Source organism: Pantoea sp. SS70 (assembly GCF_029866845.1).
In the GTDB taxonomy this organism is placed as follows: domain Bacteria; phylum Pseudomonadota; class Gammaproteobacteria; order Enterobacterales; family Enterobacteriaceae; genus Pantoea; species Pantoea leporis.
The window spans coordinates 3,826,304-3,843,544 of the sequence record NZ_CP117199.1 but is presented as its reverse complement, the minus strand read 5'-3'; the positions used below and the strand labels follow the sequence as shown (position 1 = coordinate 3,843,544).

Genomic DNA, 17,241 nt, shown 5'->3' with positions numbered 1-17,241 from the left:
GACAGTGGATGACCCCGGCCAGCGTGCCTGTAGCACGAAATATAGCGGATCAGCGGAGGTGCGTTACCGTCTCGCGAACCACAGACCGGTCCTGTTAAGAGGTCGCCGGGGGCAATTTATTCGGTTGCCAAACGGCCATGAGTGTTGAGATAATTTTCCGTCTGACTCTTGTTAACGCTCATGAGGTCTCAGTTCCTGTCCCGCCAGCTATGCTGAACGCGGGGTATCATCAACGAATTCTTAGTAATACCGATAAAATGGCAGAGAAACGCAATATCTTTCTGGTTGGGCCGATGGGTGCCGGCAAAAGCACTATTGGTCGTCAGTTGGCTCAGCAACTCAATATGGAATTTTTCGATTCCGATCAGGAAATTGAGCGACGCACCGGAGCGGATGTAGGCTGGGTATTTGATGTGGAAGGCGAAGAAGGCTTCCGCGATCGTGAAGAAAAGATCATTAATGAGCTGACCGAGAAGCAAGGCATTGTCCTCGCGACCGGTGGCGGCTCAGTCAAATCCCGCGAGACCCGTAATCGTCTCTCCGCCCGCGGTGTGGTCGTATACCTTGAAACCACCATCGAAAAGCAACTTGCACGAACCCAGCGTGATAAAAAGCGTCCGCTGTTGCAGGTTGAATCACCGCCGCGCGAAGTACTGGAAGCGCTAGCTGGTGAACGTAATCCGCTTTATGAAGAGATCGCTGATGTCACTATTCGCACTGACGATCAGAGTGCAAAAGTGGTGGCCAATCAGATCATCAACATGCTGGAAAAGAACTAATCCAGCGCCCTGAGGGCTCAGCAATAGGTATCGGTCATCATGGAGAAGATCACTGTCTCACTCGGGGATCGCAGTTACCCCATCACCATCGCTGCCGGACTGTTTAACGATCCGGCTTCTTTTTGGCCGCTCAAAGCAGGCGACAATGCCATGCTGGTGACAAACCAGACCCTGGCGCCGATCTACCTTGAACCCCTGTCAGCGCTGCTCAGCAATGCCGGCATTAAGGTAGATCAGGTCATTTTGCCTGATGGTGAGCAGTACAAAACCCTGGCGGTCATGGACGAGGTGTTCACCGCGCTGCTGAAAAAGCCGCACGGTCGTGATACCACGTTGATTGCACTTGGTGGTGGCGTGATTGGTGACTTGACCGGATTTGCTGCAGCCAGCTATCAGCGTGGCGTGCGCTTTATTCAGGTGCCGACCACGTTGTTGTCTCAGGTTGACTCCTCCGTCGGTGGAAAAACCGCGGTAAACCATCCACTCGGCAAAAATATGATTGGGGCGTTTTATCAGCCCGCGTCTGTCGTAGTGGATACTCATTGCCTGGCCACTCTGCCACCGCGCGAATTAGCGTCCGGTCTGGCGGAAGTGATCAAATACGGCATTATCCTTGATGGCGAATTCTTCCAGTGGCTAGAGCAAAATCTTGATGCTCTGCTGGCGCTGGATGAAAAAGCCTTGGCTTACTGCATCCGTCGCTGCTGCGAGCTTAAAGCCGAAGTGGTTGCGGCTGACGAGCGCGAAACCGGCGTACGTGCACTGCTCAATCTGGGCCATACTTTTGGTCATGCGATTGAAGCGCACATGGGCTACGGCAACTGGCTGCACGGCGAAGCGGTGTCGGCTGGCATGGTGATGGCCGCACGTACCGCTGAACGTTTAGGGCAGTTCACCTCGGTTGAAACCGATCGCATTATCGCACTGCTGCTGCGTGCTGGTTTGCCTGTACATGGCCCGGCGAGCATGGCGGCGGAAGATTATTTGCCACACATGATGCGCGATAAGAAAGTGCTGGCGGGCGAGCTGCGTCTGGTGCTGCCTCTCGCTATTGGCCGCTCTGAAGTGCGTGGCGGTGTGGCTCATGATATGGTGCTGGCAGCAATCAACGATTGCCAGAAACCCTGATTATTAGAAGTGATGAGTGGTGATGCGGCGTGTGGGAAGCGCGTCGTTTTACGGAGGAGGCTAAATGGATGAGTTCAAACCGGAAGACGAGTTAAAACCTGACGCCAGTGACCGCCGTCCGACGCGGCCACGCAAATCGTCTTCTGCGCCGAAAGTGAAAGTACCGGTTTCCCGTCAACATATGATGATGGGCATTGGTATTTTGGTTCTGCTGTTGGTGGTGCTGGGGATTGGTTCAGCATTAACCGGCCCAGACGAGAAGAAACCCGCAACCAATACCGCAAATAATGGCGCGGCACCTTCTGCCGGTGGCAGCGAAAAGAACATCGACCTTTCGGGATCGACGTCCATGAGCGGCCAGCAAAACGCCACGCCTTCTGCTGAAGGCAGCGTAGCGCAAAACACCGCGGGCACAACTGCACCAGCGGGCAGCGATGGTCAATCCATCTCGATGCCATCAGTCTCCTCGACGCCGACGCAAGCTGCGCCTGTGGATACGCCAGCTAATCAACAACGTGTCACGCTGCCTGGCGATCTCAATAGTGCGCTGAACAATCAGCAAGGTTCTGTCGATGCCGCAGCACAAGGCGCGCAGGGTAATAGCTCGCTGCCAACCGCGCCAGCCACAGTCAGCGGCAACGGTAAAGCGATCACGCCGCCAGCCATGCGTTTAGAAACCCCCGCGCGCACCAGCAACAACGGTACACGCGAGACGCACGCGTCGACGCCGCATAAAACACCGACCGCCACTAAACCAGCAGCTGTGAAAGAGAACAACACCCGCACCACCGCGACGCGTAATCCCGCGCCTGCCAGTGCGAGCGGTGCCAGCAAATCGTTGCCGTCGGGCGGGAACTACACGCTGCAGTTGAGCGGTGCGTCGAAAGAAGAGAGCCTGAACGCCTGGGCGAGAAAACAGAACCTGAGCGGTTATCACGTGTATAAAACCACGCGTAACGGCGAACCTTGGTATGTGTTGGTGAGCGGCGCTTACGCCACGCCAGCCGATGCGAAACGCGCCGTGGCATCGCTGCCAGCGGAAGTGCGTGCGGCCAATCCGTGGGTAAAACCGCTTAGCCAGGTGAAGAAAGAAAGCCAGTAATGAGATGTGGGGCCGCAAAAATGCGGCCCCGTTTAAAGCGCAGAGCTGCTGTCGGTTCCACCACAGCCAATAATTAAGATGTAATAACCACGACAGCATGAAAAAAAATCGCGCTTTCCTGAAATGGGCCGGAGGGAAATACCCGCTCCTCGATGACATCCGTCGTCATTTGCCACAAGGTGATTGTCTAATCGAACCCTTTGTCGGCGCCGGTTCCGTGTTCCTCAACACCGACTATGACCGCTATCACCTGGCGGACATCAACGGTGATCTCATCAATCTGTATAACATCGTCAAAACGCGTACCGCGGCTTTCATTGAAGACGCGCGACAGCTTTTCAACGCCGAAGGCAACACTGCAGAAACCTACTACGCGCAGCGCATCGCCTTTAATGCGAGCAAAGATGAATATCAGCGCGCGGTGCTGTTTCTGTATCTCAATCGCCACGGTTATAACGGTCTGTGCCGCTACAATTTGCGCGGTGAGTTTAACGTGCCTTTTGGCCGGTATCGCAAGCCGTACTTCCCGGAAGCGGAGCTGCTCTGGTTTGCCGAACGGGCGCAAAAAGCGACCTTTGTCTGTGAATCGTACGATGTTACTCTGAACAACGCCGTTGAAGGCTCAGTGGTTTATTGCGATCCGCCGTATGCCCCGCTTTCGGCGACAGCGAATTTTACCGCTTACCACACCAACAGTTTTAGTCTGCGCGAGCAGCAGCATCTGGCTGAGTTAGCCAATAAGCTTTCGCAGCAAAATCGCATCCCGGTACTGATTTCAAACCACGATACGGTACTCACGCGTGAGTGGTATCAGAATGCGGATTTACACATAGTCAAAGCCCGGCGTTCCATCAGCCGAAGCATAAGTGGTCGCACGCAAGTCGACGAACTGCTAGCGCTTTTCCGCTAGCCTGTTTCGTCCGCGACCAAGGCATTACGCCAGCTCAGGCTGGCGCACAAAATTGGGAGAATCGGATGAAACAATTTTTACTGGCCCCATCAATTCTGGCTGCTGACTTCGCGCGTTTGGGTGAAGACACGGCCAAAGCGCTGGCGGCAGGTGGTGATGTGGTCCATTTCGATGTGATGGATAACCACTACGTTCCCAATCTGACGATGGGGCCGATGGTGCTTAAAGCGCTGCGCGATTACGGCATCACTGCACCTATTGATGTGCATCTGATGGTTAAACCTGTGGATGCATTGATCCCGGAATTCGCTAAAGCGGGCGCCACCTTCATCACTTTCCACCCGGAAGCCAGCGAGCATGTTGATCGCACGCTGCAGCTGATCAAAGAGCATGGTTGCAAAGCCGGTCTGGTGTTCAACCCTGCGACGCCGCTCCACTACCTCGATTATGTAATGGATAAGCTGGACATCATTCTGCTGATGTCGGTGAACCCAGGCTTTGGCGGTCAATCCTTCATTCCCGGTACGCTCGACAAACTGCGTCAGGCGCGTCGCCTGATTGATGAGAGTGGCTACAACATTCGTCTGGAAGTGGATGGCGGCGTGAAAATCGATAACATCGGCCAGATTGCTGCCGCCGGTGCCGATATGTTTGTTGCCGGTTCCGCGATCTTCGGTCATCCGGATTACAAAAAAGTGATCGATGAAATGCGTGGCGAACTGGAGAAAGTTAATGGCTCATTTCACTGATATCCGCGCGCTGGCGTTTGACCTCGACGGTACGCTGGTCGATAGCGCGCCGGGCCTGGCACAAGCCATCGATCATGCGCTGAGCGATCTGCAGCTGCCGCCGCCGGGTTTGGCATTGGCTTCTACCTGGATTGGTAACGGCGCTGACGTGATGATGACCCGCGCGCTGACCTGGGCGCTGGGACGCGAGCCGCATGCCGAAGAGCAACGCGATGCGCGTGCGCTGTTTGACAAGTATTACGCGCAAACGGTAGAAGCGGGCAGTACGCTGTTCCCGCAGGTAGTAGAGACGCTGGCGGCCTTGCAGGCGAAAGGCCTGCCATTGGCGATCGTCACCAACAAGCCAACGCCATTTGTGGCGCCGCTGCTGAAGTCGCTCGGGATTGCTGAGTACTTCACGCAGATTATCGGCGGTGACGACGTAATTGTGAAAAAGCCCCATCCAGCGGCCATTTTCCTCGTCCTTGGCCATTTTGGCGTGCTTCCGGGACAATTACTGTTTGTCGGCGATTCTCGCAATGATATTCTCGCGGCCCAGGCGGCAGGCGTACCGAACATCGGTATGACATTCGGCTACAACTACGGCGAGCCGATTGCTACCAGCCAACCCGATTTAACTCTCGACTCTTTTGACGAACTTTTGCCCGCTATCGGGCTGTGATTATCAGGACATAACATGAGCAAACCCATCGTTTTCAGCGGCGCCCAGCCTTCCGGTGAACTGACCATTGGCAACTATATGGGTGCGCTGCGTCAGTGGGTGCAGATGCAGGATGATTTTCACTGCATTTACTGCATCGTCGATCTGCACGCCATCACCGTACGTCAGGATCCAACCGCGCTGCGTAAAGCCACGCTGGATACCTTAGCGCTCTATCTTGCCTGCGGCATCGACCCGGCAAAAAGCACCATCTTTGTTCAGTCGCACGTGCCAGAGCATGCGCAGCTGAGCTGGGTGCTGAACTGCTACGCCTATTTTGGTGAGCTGAGCCGCATGACGCAGTTCAAAGATAAATCTGCGCGCTACTCGGAAAACATCACCGCAGGCCTGTTTGATTATCCGGTGCTGATGGCGGCCGATATCCTGCTCTATCAAACCAATCAGGTGCCGGTTGGCGAAGATCAGAAGCAGCATCTGGAGCTGAGCCGCGATATCGCCCAGCGTTTCAATGCGCTGTACGGCGATGTGTTCAAAGTGCCTGAACCGTTCATTCCGAAATCGGGTGCACGCGTGATGTCGCTGCTTGAGCCGACCAAAAAAATGTCCAAGTCAGACGACAACCGTAACAACGTGATTGGTCTGCTGGAAGACACCAAAGCGGTGGTGAAGAAGATCAAACGTGCGGTGACCGACTCCGCCGAGCCGCCAGTGGTGCGCTACGACGTCAAAGAGAAAGCCGGTGTATCAAACCTGCTGGATATTCTTGCGGGCGTGACCGGTAAAACCATTGCGCAGCTGGAGCAAGAGTTCGAAGGCAAAATGTACGGCCATCTGAAAGGTGAAGTGGCTGAAGCGGTTTCCGGCATGTTGACCGAGCTGCAGGAGCGCTATCATCGTTTCCGTAACGATGAAGAGTTGCTGAATCAGGTGATGCGCGATGGCGCAGCAAAAGCCCGCGCTCATGCGCAGGAAACGCTGAAGAAAGTGTATGAAGCGGTAGGTTTTGTCGCACAGCCGTAAGCGGTTTGCGGAATAGAACAGAACGGCGGGTCATTTGACCCGCCGTTTTTTATTTGATGCGATGTAACGCCAGTTCCGCGCCATCCCAGAACAGGCGGGCGTTACCGTCAGCCAGCACGCTGATCACCGCGCCCGGCGCAGGTCCCCACGCCTGGTTGCCACAACTCACATTGAAACCGTAACGGAAGGTGAAATCACGATCCTGGCCCGCGCCATTGGCGGCGCTCAGGCGCGGTTTAGCGTTGCAGTTATCGACGGAAGGATTGATGCTGCGCTCAGCAGTACCGCGCGTCCAGGTGATCGCATTCGGCTTAAATGCCACGCGCGCGCCCATAAACTGTGGATCATTCTTGATATACAGCTGACCGACTTCCTTCTTAGGCGTTACCGCCACCACCTGCCATTCACCCACCACGTTCGACCAGGTAACCGGTGCGGCGGTAGCAACCGCGCTTAACGGCAATAACAACGCGCAAACCCGTGAAGCAACGCGCATGGAAACTCCTTATTGACGAGAAAGATGGCCCATAGTCTGGCGACAAAGCGCAGCGCTGTACAGTTTTTTGCCGTTTCAGAACCAGCGTAACTGAGAACGCAGTTCCACCACGCGCCCAACGATAATCAGAGCCGGACTGGCAAACTGCTGCGCCAGCGTAGCCAGTTCCGCCAGCGTTGCGGTCTTAACGCGCTGCTGCGGCGTGGTGCCGTTCTGCACGATCGCCACCGGCATCGCAGCATCCATGCCGTGTTGCAACAGCTGCTGCTGAATTTCCGGCGCCTGCGCCAGCCCCATATAGAACACCAGCGTTTGCTGTTCAGCCGCCAGCTTGCGCCACTCGATTTCGCCATGCTGCTGCAAATGGCCGGTGACGAAACGTACGCTCTGCGCGTGGTCGCGATGCGTCAGCGGAATACCGCTGTAAGCAGAACAGCCCGAGGCGGCGGTGATGCCCGGCACCACGCTAAACGGGATGTTGTGCTGCGCCAGCAGTTCCAGCTCTTCACCGCCGCGGCCGAAGATAAAGGGATCGCCACCTTTTAGTCGCACCACCCGCTTGCCGCTCTGCGCCTGCTCAAGTAAAACCTGGTTGATCTGCGATTGCGGTACGCAGTGATTGCCGGCTTGTTTGCCGACAAAGATGCGCTCCGCATCGCGGCGGACCAGATTAAGAATCGGCGCCGAGACCAGGCGGTCATACACCACCACATCGGCCTGCTGGATGTGCTGCAAACCTTTCAACGTCAGCAGCCCCGCATCGCCCGGCCCGGCGCCTACCAGCACCACTTCGCCTTGCTGCGACAGCGGCGCATCGAACAAGGTCTCGACAATGTGCTCGGCGCGTGGTCGATCACCATTCGCCAGGGTTTGCGCCAGACGATCGCTCACGAAGAAGCGCTCCCATAAAGCGCGCCGCTGCGCCATGCTGTTAAAGCTACGCTTCACACGATTGCGCAACGATCCGGCTAAGGACGCTAATTCACCCAGATGTTGTGGCAGCATCGCTTCAAGTTTTTCACGCAGCAAACGCGCCAGCACCGGCGCGCGACCGCCAGATGACACGGCGATCATCAGCGGCGAACGGTCGACAATCGACGGCATAATCGCGCTGGCTTCCTGCGGCGCATCCACCAGATTGCAAAAGATGCGCCGCCGCTCAGCCGCATCGCCAACCTGCTGATTCACCGCATCATCATCGGTGGCGGCAATCACCAGCCAACAACCCGCGAGCCAGCGCTCGTCAAACGCGCCGGGGAGTAAGGTCAACTTTCCCTGTTGTGCCCACTGCTGAAAAGCGGGAGAGAAATCCAGCGCGCCAACCTGCAAATTGGCACCGGCGTCCAACAGCAAACGCGCTTTGCGTTCTGCCACATCGCCACCGCCCACCAGCAAACAGCGCTTGCCTTGCAGGCGGCAAAACAGCGGAAAGTAGTCCATAGCTCATCCTGAAAAAAGCCCGCGCAAGGCGGGCTGAAAAAGTGTTATGCGGTTTTGAGCGGCGCGGCTTGCGCTTCGGCCTGCGGGCGCTGCGCCTGCGGTGTGGCGTACCAGTAACCGAGGCCCATCAGCACCATGCCGGAGAACATATTGCCCAGCGTCACCCACAGCAGGTTGTGGCCGATGCCGCTTAGCGTGAAGTCGGCATTATGCTGACCAAACCACGACAGCGCAAAGACCGTCATGTTGGCAATCGAGTGTTCGTAGCCGGAAGCGATGAACGCCAGCAAACACCACCAGATGGCGATGAACTTCGCCGTGCCTTCGGTACGCACCGCCATCCAAATCGCCAGGCAGACCAGCCAGTTACAGAGCGCGCCTTTAAAGAACAGCGCCATGGCTGGCTGCGTGGTTTTTGCCAGCGCCGCGCTGTGCGGCAGCGATCCGGCATTTGGCAGCAGCGGACCCGCCGCATAGTAATAAATCAGCGCGACGAATACTGAACCGACAAGATTACCCAGCCAGGTTTGCGGCAGCACGCACCACATCTGGCCTTGCTTGATGCTGCCGGCTTTGACGCCGATGGTCAGGAACATGGTGTGGCCGGTGAACAACTCGGAACCAGCGATGATCACCAGCGTTAAAGCGATACCGAAAGTCGCGCCCATCAGCAGCGGACGATAAGCCGGATCGACCAGATTGCCGAGCGTGAAGATCAGGATAATCGCCAGGCCAACGTAAGCGCCCGCCATCGCCGAGCTGATCCAGAAGGCCTGCGGGCTGTGCTGCGCCGTACGCACAATGCGCGCCGCGTTGGCGGCGCATTTATTCAGGGTGTCAGTAAACATAGTGACGTCTCATAAAGTAAAGGAATGCTGTCAGGCGCAGATCTCGACCTTGCCATCGCGAACGCGCACCGGATAGCTCGCCACCGAGCACGCTTCGTCTTCCAGACACAAGCCATCGCTCAGGCGGAAGCGCTGTTTCTTCAGTGGACTCGCCACCCACAGCGCCTGCTGGTGCTCCGCAATCAGACCGCGTGACAACACGCTGGCTTGGGCGAAAGGATCGATATTGCTCAAGGCGTAGAGTTGCTCATCGTCGTGCGGACGGAAGAGGGCAATCTGCTGGCCTTTGATCAGCGCACATATGCCGGTCGCAGGCAGAATTTGGCTGAGTTCACACACCGAATGCCACTGGCTCATGCGTCGATCTCCTCAATCAGAGTGACCGCAATGCGCTCGGCGGGTTGCGCCGGACGATGCTGATCGCGTTGGTTGATGTGCTGTACCAGCGGATCGCGGCGATCGCTGTTGATGAAAGTGCGGAAGTGACGCTGCTGCTGCGGATCCTGCAGCGTCGCGGTCCATTCACATTCCACTGCCGCGCGCAGACGCGCCAGCTCCGTTTCAAGCTGCGTATTCAGACCGAGTTTGTCATCAATAATCACGCTGCGTAGATAGTCAATGCCGCCTTCCATGCTTTCCAGCCACAGCGAGGTGCGCTGCAGGCGATCGCCGGTGCGGATGTAGAACATCATGAAGCGGTCGAGATAGTGCAGCAGCGTATCGCGATCAAGATCGGCAGCCAGCAAATCGGCGTGACGTGGCTTCATGCCGCCATTGCCGCACACATACAGGTTCCAGCCTTTCTCGGTGGCGATGATACCCACGTCTTTGCCCTGCGCTTCGGCGCATTCGCGCGTGCAGCCGGAGACGCCAAACTTCATCTTGTGCGGGGTACGAATGCCTTTGTAGCGATGCTCCAGCTCAATGCCGAAGCCGAGGCTATCGCCTACGCCAAAGCGGCACCAGACGCTGCCGACGCAGGTTTTCGCCATGCGCAGCGCTTTGGCATACGCTTGTCCGGTTTCAAAACCGGCAGCAATCAGCTGCGTCCAGATCGCCGGCAGATCGTCGCGCTGTGCGCCAAACAGGCCAATACGCTGCGAGCCAGTGATTTTGGTGTAGAGATTGTACTGGCGCGCCACGGCGCCAATCGCCATCAATCCTTCCGGCGTGATTTCGCCTCCGGCCGAGCGCGGGATCACCGAGTAAGTACCGTCTTTCTGAATATTGCCGAGGAACAGATCGTTGCTGTCCTGCAGCGGTGCGAGCTGTGGCTTCAGCACATATTCGTTCCAGCAGGAAGCCAGCAGTGAACCAACCGTCGGTTTACACACCTCGCAGCCGTAGCCCTGACCATATTTCGCCAGCAGCGCGTCGAACGATGTGATCTCTTCCACGCGAATCAGGTGATAAAGCTCCTGACGCGAATAGGGGAAGTGCGCACACAAATGATTGTTCACTTCGATGCCCTGACGGCTCAATTCAGCGTTCAGCACCTGAGTAATCAACGGAATACAGCCGCCGCAGCCGGTGCCGGCGCGGGTTTCGGTTTTCAGTGCCGCGACGGTGTGGCAACCGCCTTGCACCGCTCTGACGATATCGCCTTTGCTGACGTCGAAGCAGGAGCAGATTTGCGCGCTGTCCGGCAGCGCATCAGCGCCCATTACCGGTTTCTCGCCGCTGCCCGCAGGCAGGATCAGCAACGCCGGATTTTCCGGTAGCGCGATGTTATTCAGCGCCAGCTGCAGCAGATTGCCGTAATCGCTGGTGTCACCGACCAGCACCGCGCCCAGCAGCGTGCGGTTATCTTCGCTGACGATCAGGCGCTTATAGATATTTTTCTGCTCATCGAGCCACACGAAGCTGCGCGCGCCCGGCGTGCGGCCATGCGCATCACCAATGCCACCGACATCAACGCCCAGCAGTTTCAGCTTGGCGCTCATATCTGCTCCGGCAAACGCGTTGTCGCGGCCAACCAGCCGATCGCTGGCGACCTGCGCCATTTTGTAGCCCGGCGCGACTAAGCCATAAATACGGTTCTGCCAGGCGGCACACTCACCAATGGCGAAGATATCCGCATCGCTGGTCTGGCAATGATCGTCAATGGCGATACCGCCGCGCGCGCCCAGCTGCAGGCCGCACTGTTTGGCCAGCTTGTCTTGCGGGCGAATGCCGGTGGAGAAGACGATAAAATCGACATCCAGCGCGCTGCCGTCAGCAAACTCCAGCGTTTTACCGCCTTGCGCGTGATGGACGATCTGCTGGGTGTTTTTGCCGGTGTGAACGCATACGCCCATCTGCTCGATCTTACGACGCAGCTGCTCGCCGCCTTGCGGATCGAGCTGTTCTGCCATCAGCACCGGCGCGAACTCAATGACGTGGGTTTCGACGCCGAGGTTTTTCAGCGCGCCTGCCGCTTCCAGTCCCAACAGTCCGCCGCCAATTACCGCGCCGCGTTTGCTGCGGCGTGAACAGGCTTCAATGGCGTTGAGATCTTCAATGGTGCGATAGACATAGCAATCACTGCCTTCCGCGCCGGTAATCGGTGGAATCCACGGATAAGAGCCGGTGGCGAAAATCAGCGTGTCGTAATGCACCGCGCGACCGCTATTCGAGTGAATCAGTTTTTCATCGCGGTTAATGGTGATGGCGCGTTCGCCGAGCAGCAGCTTTACCTGATGCTTTTCGTAATACCCTTCGCGAACCAGTGAGAGTTCTTCGGCGGTGTGATGGGAAAAATAGGCGGAAAGGTGGACGCGGTCATAGGCGACGCGGGGTTCTTCACAGAAAACGGTTATCGCAAACTGATTAGATTCATCTTTATCGATAAGTTCTTCTATAAAGCGGTGGCCGACCATGCCGTTGCCAATAATAACGACACTGTGCTTGCTCATGCTTGCCTCAAAAATTGCGGTATCTGCGCCTACCTTAGCGCGGCGCTTTTGGAACTTATTGATATACATCAAGCGCACCCTTATATACCTATTTCGAGTTATGCAACTGATTTTGAACGAATTAGTTAAGTGGCTTATTTGGTTGATAATTACCTAATCATTTCTTCGCCGCACATTCCGTAGCGGCACGATTCATCGCGCAATAAATTGCACCGCTACGGAATGTGCCCGCGGTGACAGGGTTTTTCATGCTAGCTTTAGGTTTTGTGTTTTACAGGAGTACGGCATGGCCAACCCGTCACTGAAGTGGATCAACAACCTGCGCTTAGCGGGCCAGCAAGGCTTGTGGCAGATCGAAATCGCCAACGGCAAGATTGCGCAGATTCGCCCGCAGCCGCCGCAAACTGCAGCCCAGCCTGACGCGCTGGATGCGGAGGGCGGACTGGCGAGCGCGCCGTTTATCGAGCCGCATATTCACCTCGATACCACGCAAACCGCTGGCGAACCCGCCTGGAACCAATCCGGCACGCTGTTTGAAGGCATCGAGCGCTGGGCGGAGCGCAAAGCGCTACTGAGCCATGACGACGTGAAACAGCGCGCGCAGCAAACCCTGAAGTGGCAAATCGCCAACGGGATTCAGCATGTGCGGACTCACGTCGATGTTTCCGATCCCACGCTGACCGCGTTAACAGCGATGCTGGAGGTGAAAGCGGAAATGGCGCCGTGGATCGACATCCAGATTGTGGCGTTTCCGCAGGAAGGCATTCTCTCTTATCCCAACGGCGAAGCGTTGCTGGAAGAGGCGCTACGCATGGGCGCGGATGTGGTAGGTGCGATTCCGCACTACGAATTCACCCGCGAATACGGCGTGGAGTCGCTGCATAAAACCTTTGCGCTGGCTAATCGCTACGATCGGCTGGTGGATGTGCACTGCGACGAGATCGACGATGAGCAGTCGCGCTTTGTCGAAACCGTGGCGGCGCTGGCACACCGCGATGGCAACGGCGAGCGCGTCACCGCCAGCCACACCACGGCGATGCACTCCTACAACAATGCCTACACGTCGCGGCTGTTCCGTCTGCTTAAGCTCTCAAATATCAACTTTGTCGCCAATCCGCTGGTGAATATCCATCTGCAAGGGCGCTTTGATAGCTATCCGAAACGTCGCGGCATCACGCGGGTGAAAGAGCTGCTGGAAGCGAATATCAACGTCTGCTTTGGCCACGATGATGTGTTCGATCCCTGGTATCCGCTCGGCACGGCCAGCATGCTGCAAGTGCTGCACATGGGATTGCATGTCTGTCAGCTGATGGGTTACGAGCAGATTGATAATGGATTGCAGCTGATTACCGCCAACAGCGCCAAAACCCTGCAGCTGACGAATTACGGTATTGAGGCAGGTAATGATGCCAGTCTGATTATTCTGCCGGCGGAGAGTGGATTTGATGCGGTGCGGCGTCAGGTGCCGGTGCGTTATTCACTGCGTAAAGGTGTATTGGTCGCTGCGACGCAGCCCGCCAGCAGCGAGATCTATTTAGCGGGAAAAGAAGCGGTAACCTTCAAACGCTAAAGAGCAGGGCGGACCGCGGTCCGCCCGTCAAACTTAGTGGGTGACGTGACCGTGCTGGCGATGTTTGGTCACAAAGCCGAGCAGAACACACATCACAAACACCACGGCGTACAAACCGTTAGCCGTTGAGAGCGCAGCATGTGCGCCACCTTGCGCCACGATTGGGCCGGTTACTACGAAGGTCAACATGGTGCCGACGGTGCCGCAGGTCAGGATGAAGTTCACCAGCTTCGGTGAAGAGACTTTGGTTTGCAGCGATCCCAGCGTGATGATGGTGGTGTAAATCGCGCTGGAGCTGAAGCCCAGCGTCATGATGATCCAGTGTAGCATGCTGGCGTCTTTGGAGGTGACGAACCAGTACATCAAACCGGTTGCCAGCGCCGCCAGCACCATCAGGATGCGCTGCAGATCGAAGAAGCGCAGCACGAAGCTGAACACCCACATGCCGACCATGTACGCGGTCCAGAAGTTACCTACCAACTGACCGGCAGCGGCGATATCCATGCCCATCGATTTGGTAGCGTATTCCGGCACCCACGAGATGAAGCCAAGCTGGCCGAGGATGTAGCACAGTGCCGCAATCGACAGGAACAGCACGCCGATGCCCCATTTCTCTTTCTCAACGCCTGGCTTAGCGGCTTCGCTTTTCAGCACCGGGAACTCAATGAACAGCGTCAGCACAAAGATCGCGACATAAATGATGCCGATGCAGGCGTAAACCCAATACCACGGCAGCGCGCGCGCCAGCAGGATACCGGCGATGATCGGGAAGATGGTGCCCGCCATGCTGAAGAACGAATCGGTAAACAGCAGACGTGCGCCGCGCTGACGGCCATCGTACAGATGGGTGATCAGGAAGGTACCGATCGACATCGTGATGCCGCTGACGACGCCGAGGATGAACATGCAAAGCGAGAAGACGGTGAGATCGTGGCTGGTCATCAGACCGGCAACGGCGAGGATCATCAGCACAAAGCCAAAGATCAGCTGGCGCTTCAACGGCACAATCACCATCAGCCAGGCGTTCAGGAACACCGACACCAAAATGCCCGCATTGAGGAATGTGAAGGTGTTGCTCATTTCTGAAATAGGGCGCTGGAAATACTGCGCGATATTGTCCAGCACCATACCGGTAACGATCACCAGTGCGCCGGTGAGCGCATAGGAGAAATAGCTAATCCAGGTAAGGCCAATGCGATTACGGTTTGTCATGTTCTGAACCTGTTAAGCGCCGAAGGTGGCAAAAAGTGTCATGAATTGTAAGTGTTGCTGTGATCTTAATAAACAACGAGTGTAACAAGGCGGAAATATTTCATTGAGAGTGTGATTTTTATCACGCAAATGATTGCGTGGCGGCAAAAGTATGACAATAGCAACATCCGCGTAAATATCGGTAAAACGCTGGCTCTTGGATCACATGCTCTTTACAATCAATCTCGTTTTTGAGCTAGCTCTCCATGGTAAGGAATCTTTCATGCTTAAACGTACTTTGACAGCGGCGGTTGCCCTGTTAGCGCTCTCTTCCGTATCGTCTGCCGCGCTCGCCGCAAAAGGCGATCCTCATGTGCTGCTCACCACCTCTGCGGGCAATATTGAACTCGAACTGAACAACCAGAAAGCCCCGGTTTCGGTGAAAAACTTCGTTGATTACGTCAACAATGGTTTCTACAACAACACCATTTTCCACCGCGTTATTCCTGGCTTTATGATTCAGGGCGGCGGTTTCACTACCGACATGCAGCAGAAGCAAACGGTAGCGCCGATCAAGAACGAAGCCGACAACGGCTTGCGTAATCTGCGCGGCACCATTTCGATGGCACGTACCGCAGATAAAGACAGCGCCACCAGCCAGTTCTTCCTCAACGTAGCCGATAATGCGTTCCTCGATCACGGTCAGCGTGATTTCGGCTATGCGGTATTTGGTAAAGTTGTGAAAGGCCAGGATGTGATCGACAAGATTGCGCAGGTCCCTACCAAAGATGTGGGACCGTACCAAAATGTGCCGTCAAAACCGATTGTTATCCTCTCCGCCAAAGTCCTGCCTTGATTCTGAAACGCGCCATTTTCGCATGGCGCGTCATTGGCTCTCCGGCAAAGCAAAAAATTGCTGCTTATACTTAGGGCTCATTGCTTGCCGGAGGCGCTATGACTAGCAAACTCACTGAGAAACAGAAAGCCACTTTGTGGCAGCAGCGCCGTGCTGCGAGCTACCAGGCCAGCTGTCGACTGGCCGGATATACCTATAGCGAAGCTCTTATCGATGCCGAACATGCTGAGGAGCGACTCGAGTCGCTGAGGAGGCAATATGGTGGATAACAGCTTAGCGGTACGCGATCCCTATTTGTGGCACAACGACAATGTGTTGAAGAATCGCCTCGATATTCATGATGAAGCCCAGCTGCGCAAAGCGGAACTGGCTTTCAGCACCGCGCGCCTGGCGACGCTAGAACTTGGCCAGCGCAGCATCGGGTTGCCACGTCTTTGCCATATTCATCGCACGCTGTTTCAGGATCTCTACAGCTGGGCGGGAGAATTGCGCACCATTGATATCTGGCGCGATGAAACGCCGTATTGTCATTGCGAATACATCGAGAAAGAGGGCAACACGCTGATGCAGGCGCTGGAGGAAGAGCGCGGCCTGGCTGACCTTGAGCAGGAAGCGTTCGTGGCGCGTATCGCACATTACTATTGTGAGATCTTCGTGCTGCATCCGTTCCGCGCCGGCAATGGCCGCGCGCAGCGCATCTTCTTCGAGCAGTTGGCACTGCATGCCGGGTATCAGCTTTCGTGGGAAACACTCGAACGCGATGCGTGGCGCGCTGCGATCTCGGCGGGCGTCGCCGGCGATCTGGCACCGCTTACCGCGCAGTTTGCGAAAGTGGTGAGCCCGGCGAAGGTTTTACAGTAACACTTCAAGCCCGTGTTTTTGCACCACGGACAACAGCTTAAGAGAGATTCCGCCGGGGCGTTTAGCCCCGGTTTCCCATTTCTGCACGGTTGACACACTGGTGTTGAGATAGCGGGCAAAAACCGGCTGACTAACATTCAAATTCTCGCGCAAGTTCTTAATCGCCTGCGCATCGAGCGCGGCGACATCGCTCAGGCAACGTTCATCAAAATCACGCATGCTCTGTTTGCTGATGGCATCTACTTCAAACAATCCGGATGCCGCGCTGTGAATGGCTGCAAAAGCCGGACTTTTAAATTTACGCGTTATGGTCATGACACATCTCCACTAACTCCCGAACGGCGAGCAGCCGATTCAGAGCCTCATTTGAAATCAGCGAGTATTGTTTTGCCAGCTCACGAAAGCCCTCAAGTTCGCTTTCACTCAGGTTACTCTGATCCTGTTTGGCAAATAAAAAGGTATAAATCCAGTTTTTACCCCCTTTGGCCAGAATGATGGCGCGATCGCGATTTTGCTGCAGACGCTTTTTAAATACGCCACCACCCAAATCATCGGCATAACCCAGTTTTACTGCTGTAATTGCCCGACAAAGTTCTTTATCGCCAATAAGATGCCGACGGGCTTGCTTACTGAACCATTTGGTTTTGAATACTCGCGTTGTAGCTGACATAGTCACTCTCCAAAATATAGCACTGGGTGCGAGAGTAATCAGAATCTTTTTCGTCAGCTAGCGGGT

General features: G+C 55.9%; 19 protein-coding genes. 11 read left to right on the top strand and 8 right to left on the bottom strand.

Annotation, left to right across the window (positions count from 1 at the left end; translation table 11 throughout):
• Positions 1-257: 257 nt before the first annotated feature.
• The 7 genes from aroK (at position 258) to trpS (ending at position 6,349) form a co-directional block, all read left to right on the top strand.
• On the top strand, positions 258-779 hold the full coding sequence (gene aroK / locus PO881_RS17790; RefSeq protein ID WP_008107887.1) for a shikimate kinase AroK: 522 nt from the start codon (positions 258-260) through the stop codon (positions 777-779).
• A gap of 39 nt (positions 780-818) precedes the next feature.
• The gene (aroB, locus tag PO881_RS17785) at positions 819-1,907 is read left to right on the top strand and encodes a 3-dehydroquinate synthase (protein ID WP_101762667.1); all 1,089 of its coding nucleotides are present in this window, start codon (positions 819-821) and stop codon (positions 1,905-1,907) included.
• A 64-nt stretch (positions 1,908-1,971) separates the two neighbouring features.
• Positions 1,972-3,009, top strand: a complete 1,038-nt coding sequence (locus PO881_RS17780) for an SPOR domain-containing protein (RefSeq protein ID WP_280172159.1) — start codon at positions 1,972-1,974, stop codon at positions 3,007-3,009.
• A 97-nt stretch (positions 3,010-3,106) separates the two neighbouring features.
• On the top strand, positions 3,107-3,919 hold the full coding sequence (dam, locus tag PO881_RS17775) for an adenine-specific DNA-methyltransferase (protein WP_101762665.1): 813 nt from the start codon (positions 3,107-3,109) through the stop codon (positions 3,917-3,919).
• Positions 3,920-3,984: 65 nt separating this feature from the next.
• Entirely contained in the window at positions 3,985-4,668 is a 684-nt protein-coding gene (rpe, locus tag PO881_RS17770; protein ID WP_101762664.1) for a ribulose-phosphate 3-epimerase, read from the top strand.
• A complete protein-coding gene (locus PO881_RS17765; protein WP_101762663.1) occupies positions 4,652-5,329 on the top strand; it encodes a phosphoglycolate phosphatase in 678 nt (225 codons plus the stop codon). The genes rpe and PO881_RS17765 overlap by 17 nt, the downstream gene beginning before the upstream one ends.
• Positions 5,330-5,344: 15 nt before the next feature.
• Positions 5,345-6,349 carry a tryptophan--tRNA ligase gene (gene trpS / locus PO881_RS17760; RefSeq protein WP_101762662.1) on the top strand — a complete coding sequence of 335 codons (1,005 nt, stop codon included), beginning with the start codon at positions 5,345-5,347 and terminating at the stop codon, positions 6,347-6,349.
• A 49-nt stretch (positions 6,350-6,398) separates the two neighbouring features.
• Here the strand turns inward: trpS and PO881_RS17755 are convergent, their stop codons facing one another.
• The 5 genes from PO881_RS17755 to nirB form a co-directional block, all read right to left on the bottom strand.
• Positions 6,399-6,845, bottom strand: a complete 447-nt coding sequence (locus tag PO881_RS17755) for a hypothetical protein (protein WP_217549920.1) — start codon at positions 6,843-6,845, stop codon at positions 6,399-6,401.
• Positions 6,846-6,920: 75 nt separating this feature from the next.
• The gene (gene cysG, locus PO881_RS17750; RefSeq protein ID WP_280172158.1) at positions 6,921-8,285 is read right to left on the bottom strand and encodes a siroheme synthase CysG; all 1,365 of its coding nucleotides are present in this window, start codon (positions 8,283-8,285) and stop codon (positions 6,921-6,923) included.
• Positions 8,286-8,329: 44 nt separating this feature from the next.
• Positions 8,330-9,133 (bottom strand): nitrite transporter NirC, encoded by an 804-nt coding sequence (gene nirC, locus PO881_RS17745; RefSeq protein ID WP_280172157.1) that lies wholly within the window; start codon positions 9,131-9,133, stop codon positions 8,330-8,332.
• A gap of 30 nt (positions 9,134-9,163) precedes the next feature.
• Positions 9,164-9,490 (bottom strand): nitrite reductase small subunit NirD, encoded by a 327-nt coding sequence (gene nirD / locus PO881_RS17740; protein WP_192414860.1) that lies wholly within the window; start codon positions 9,488-9,490, stop codon positions 9,164-9,166.
• Positions 9,487-12,027, bottom strand: coding sequence for a nitrite reductase large subunit NirB (nirB, locus tag PO881_RS17735; RefSeq protein ID WP_192414863.1), 2,541 nt, complete (start codon positions 12,025-12,027; stop codon positions 9,487-9,489). Before nirB ends, nirD begins: the two co-directional genes overlap by 4 nt.
• 286 nt (positions 12,028-12,313) lie before the next feature.
• Here nirB and PO881_RS17730 point away from each other — a divergent pair, with 286 nt between their 5' ends.
• Positions 12,314-13,597, top strand: coding sequence for a cytosine deaminase (locus PO881_RS17730; protein WP_280172156.1), 1,284 nt, complete (start codon positions 12,314-12,316; stop codon positions 13,595-13,597).
• Positions 13,598-13,630: 33 nt separating this feature from the next.
• Here PO881_RS17730 and tsgA read toward each other — a convergent pair whose 3' ends face one another.
• Positions 13,631-14,809: an MFS transporter TsgA gene (gene tsgA / locus PO881_RS17725; protein WP_008101801.1), complete on the bottom strand. Its 1,179-nt coding sequence runs from the start codon at positions 14,807-14,809 to the stop codon at positions 13,631-13,633.
• A gap of 262 nt (positions 14,810-15,071) precedes the next feature.
• On the opposite strand from tsgA, the gene ppiA reads away from it, so the two are divergent.
• The 3 genes from ppiA (at position 15,072) to PO881_RS17710 (ending at position 16,505) form a co-directional block, all read left to right on the top strand.
• Positions 15,072-15,644 (top strand): peptidylprolyl isomerase A, encoded by a 573-nt coding sequence (ppiA, locus tag PO881_RS17720; protein WP_008101803.1) that lies wholly within the window; start codon positions 15,072-15,074, stop codon positions 15,642-15,644.
• 98 nt (positions 15,645-15,742) lie between these two features.
• Positions 15,743-15,913: a YhfG family protein gene (locus PO881_RS17715; RefSeq protein WP_101762654.1), complete on the top strand. Its 171-nt coding sequence runs from the start codon at positions 15,743-15,745 to the stop codon at positions 15,911-15,913.
• Positions 15,903-16,505 carry a putative adenosine monophosphate-protein transferase Fic gene (locus tag PO881_RS17710; RefSeq protein WP_192236990.1) on the top strand — a complete coding sequence of 201 codons (603 nt, stop codon included), beginning with the start codon at positions 15,903-15,905 and terminating at the stop codon, positions 16,503-16,505. Before PO881_RS17715 ends, PO881_RS17710 begins: the two co-directional genes overlap by 11 nt.
• Here PO881_RS17710 and PO881_RS17705 read toward each other — a convergent pair.
• Both PO881_RS17705 and PO881_RS17700 read right to left on the bottom strand, forming a co-directional pair.
• The gene (locus PO881_RS17705) at positions 16,497-16,820 is read right to left on the bottom strand and encodes a DNA-binding transcriptional regulator (RefSeq protein WP_192236991.1); all 324 of its coding nucleotides are present in this window, start codon (positions 16,818-16,820) and stop codon (positions 16,497-16,499) included. The genes PO881_RS17710 and PO881_RS17705 overlap by 9 nt on opposite strands.
• Positions 16,804-17,175: a type II toxin-antitoxin system RelE/ParE family toxin gene (locus tag PO881_RS17700; protein WP_192236992.1), complete on the bottom strand. Its 372-nt coding sequence runs from the start codon at positions 17,173-17,175 to the stop codon at positions 16,804-16,806. Before PO881_RS17700 ends, PO881_RS17705 begins: the two co-directional genes overlap by 17 nt.
• Positions 17,176-17,241 lie beyond the last annotated feature (66 nt).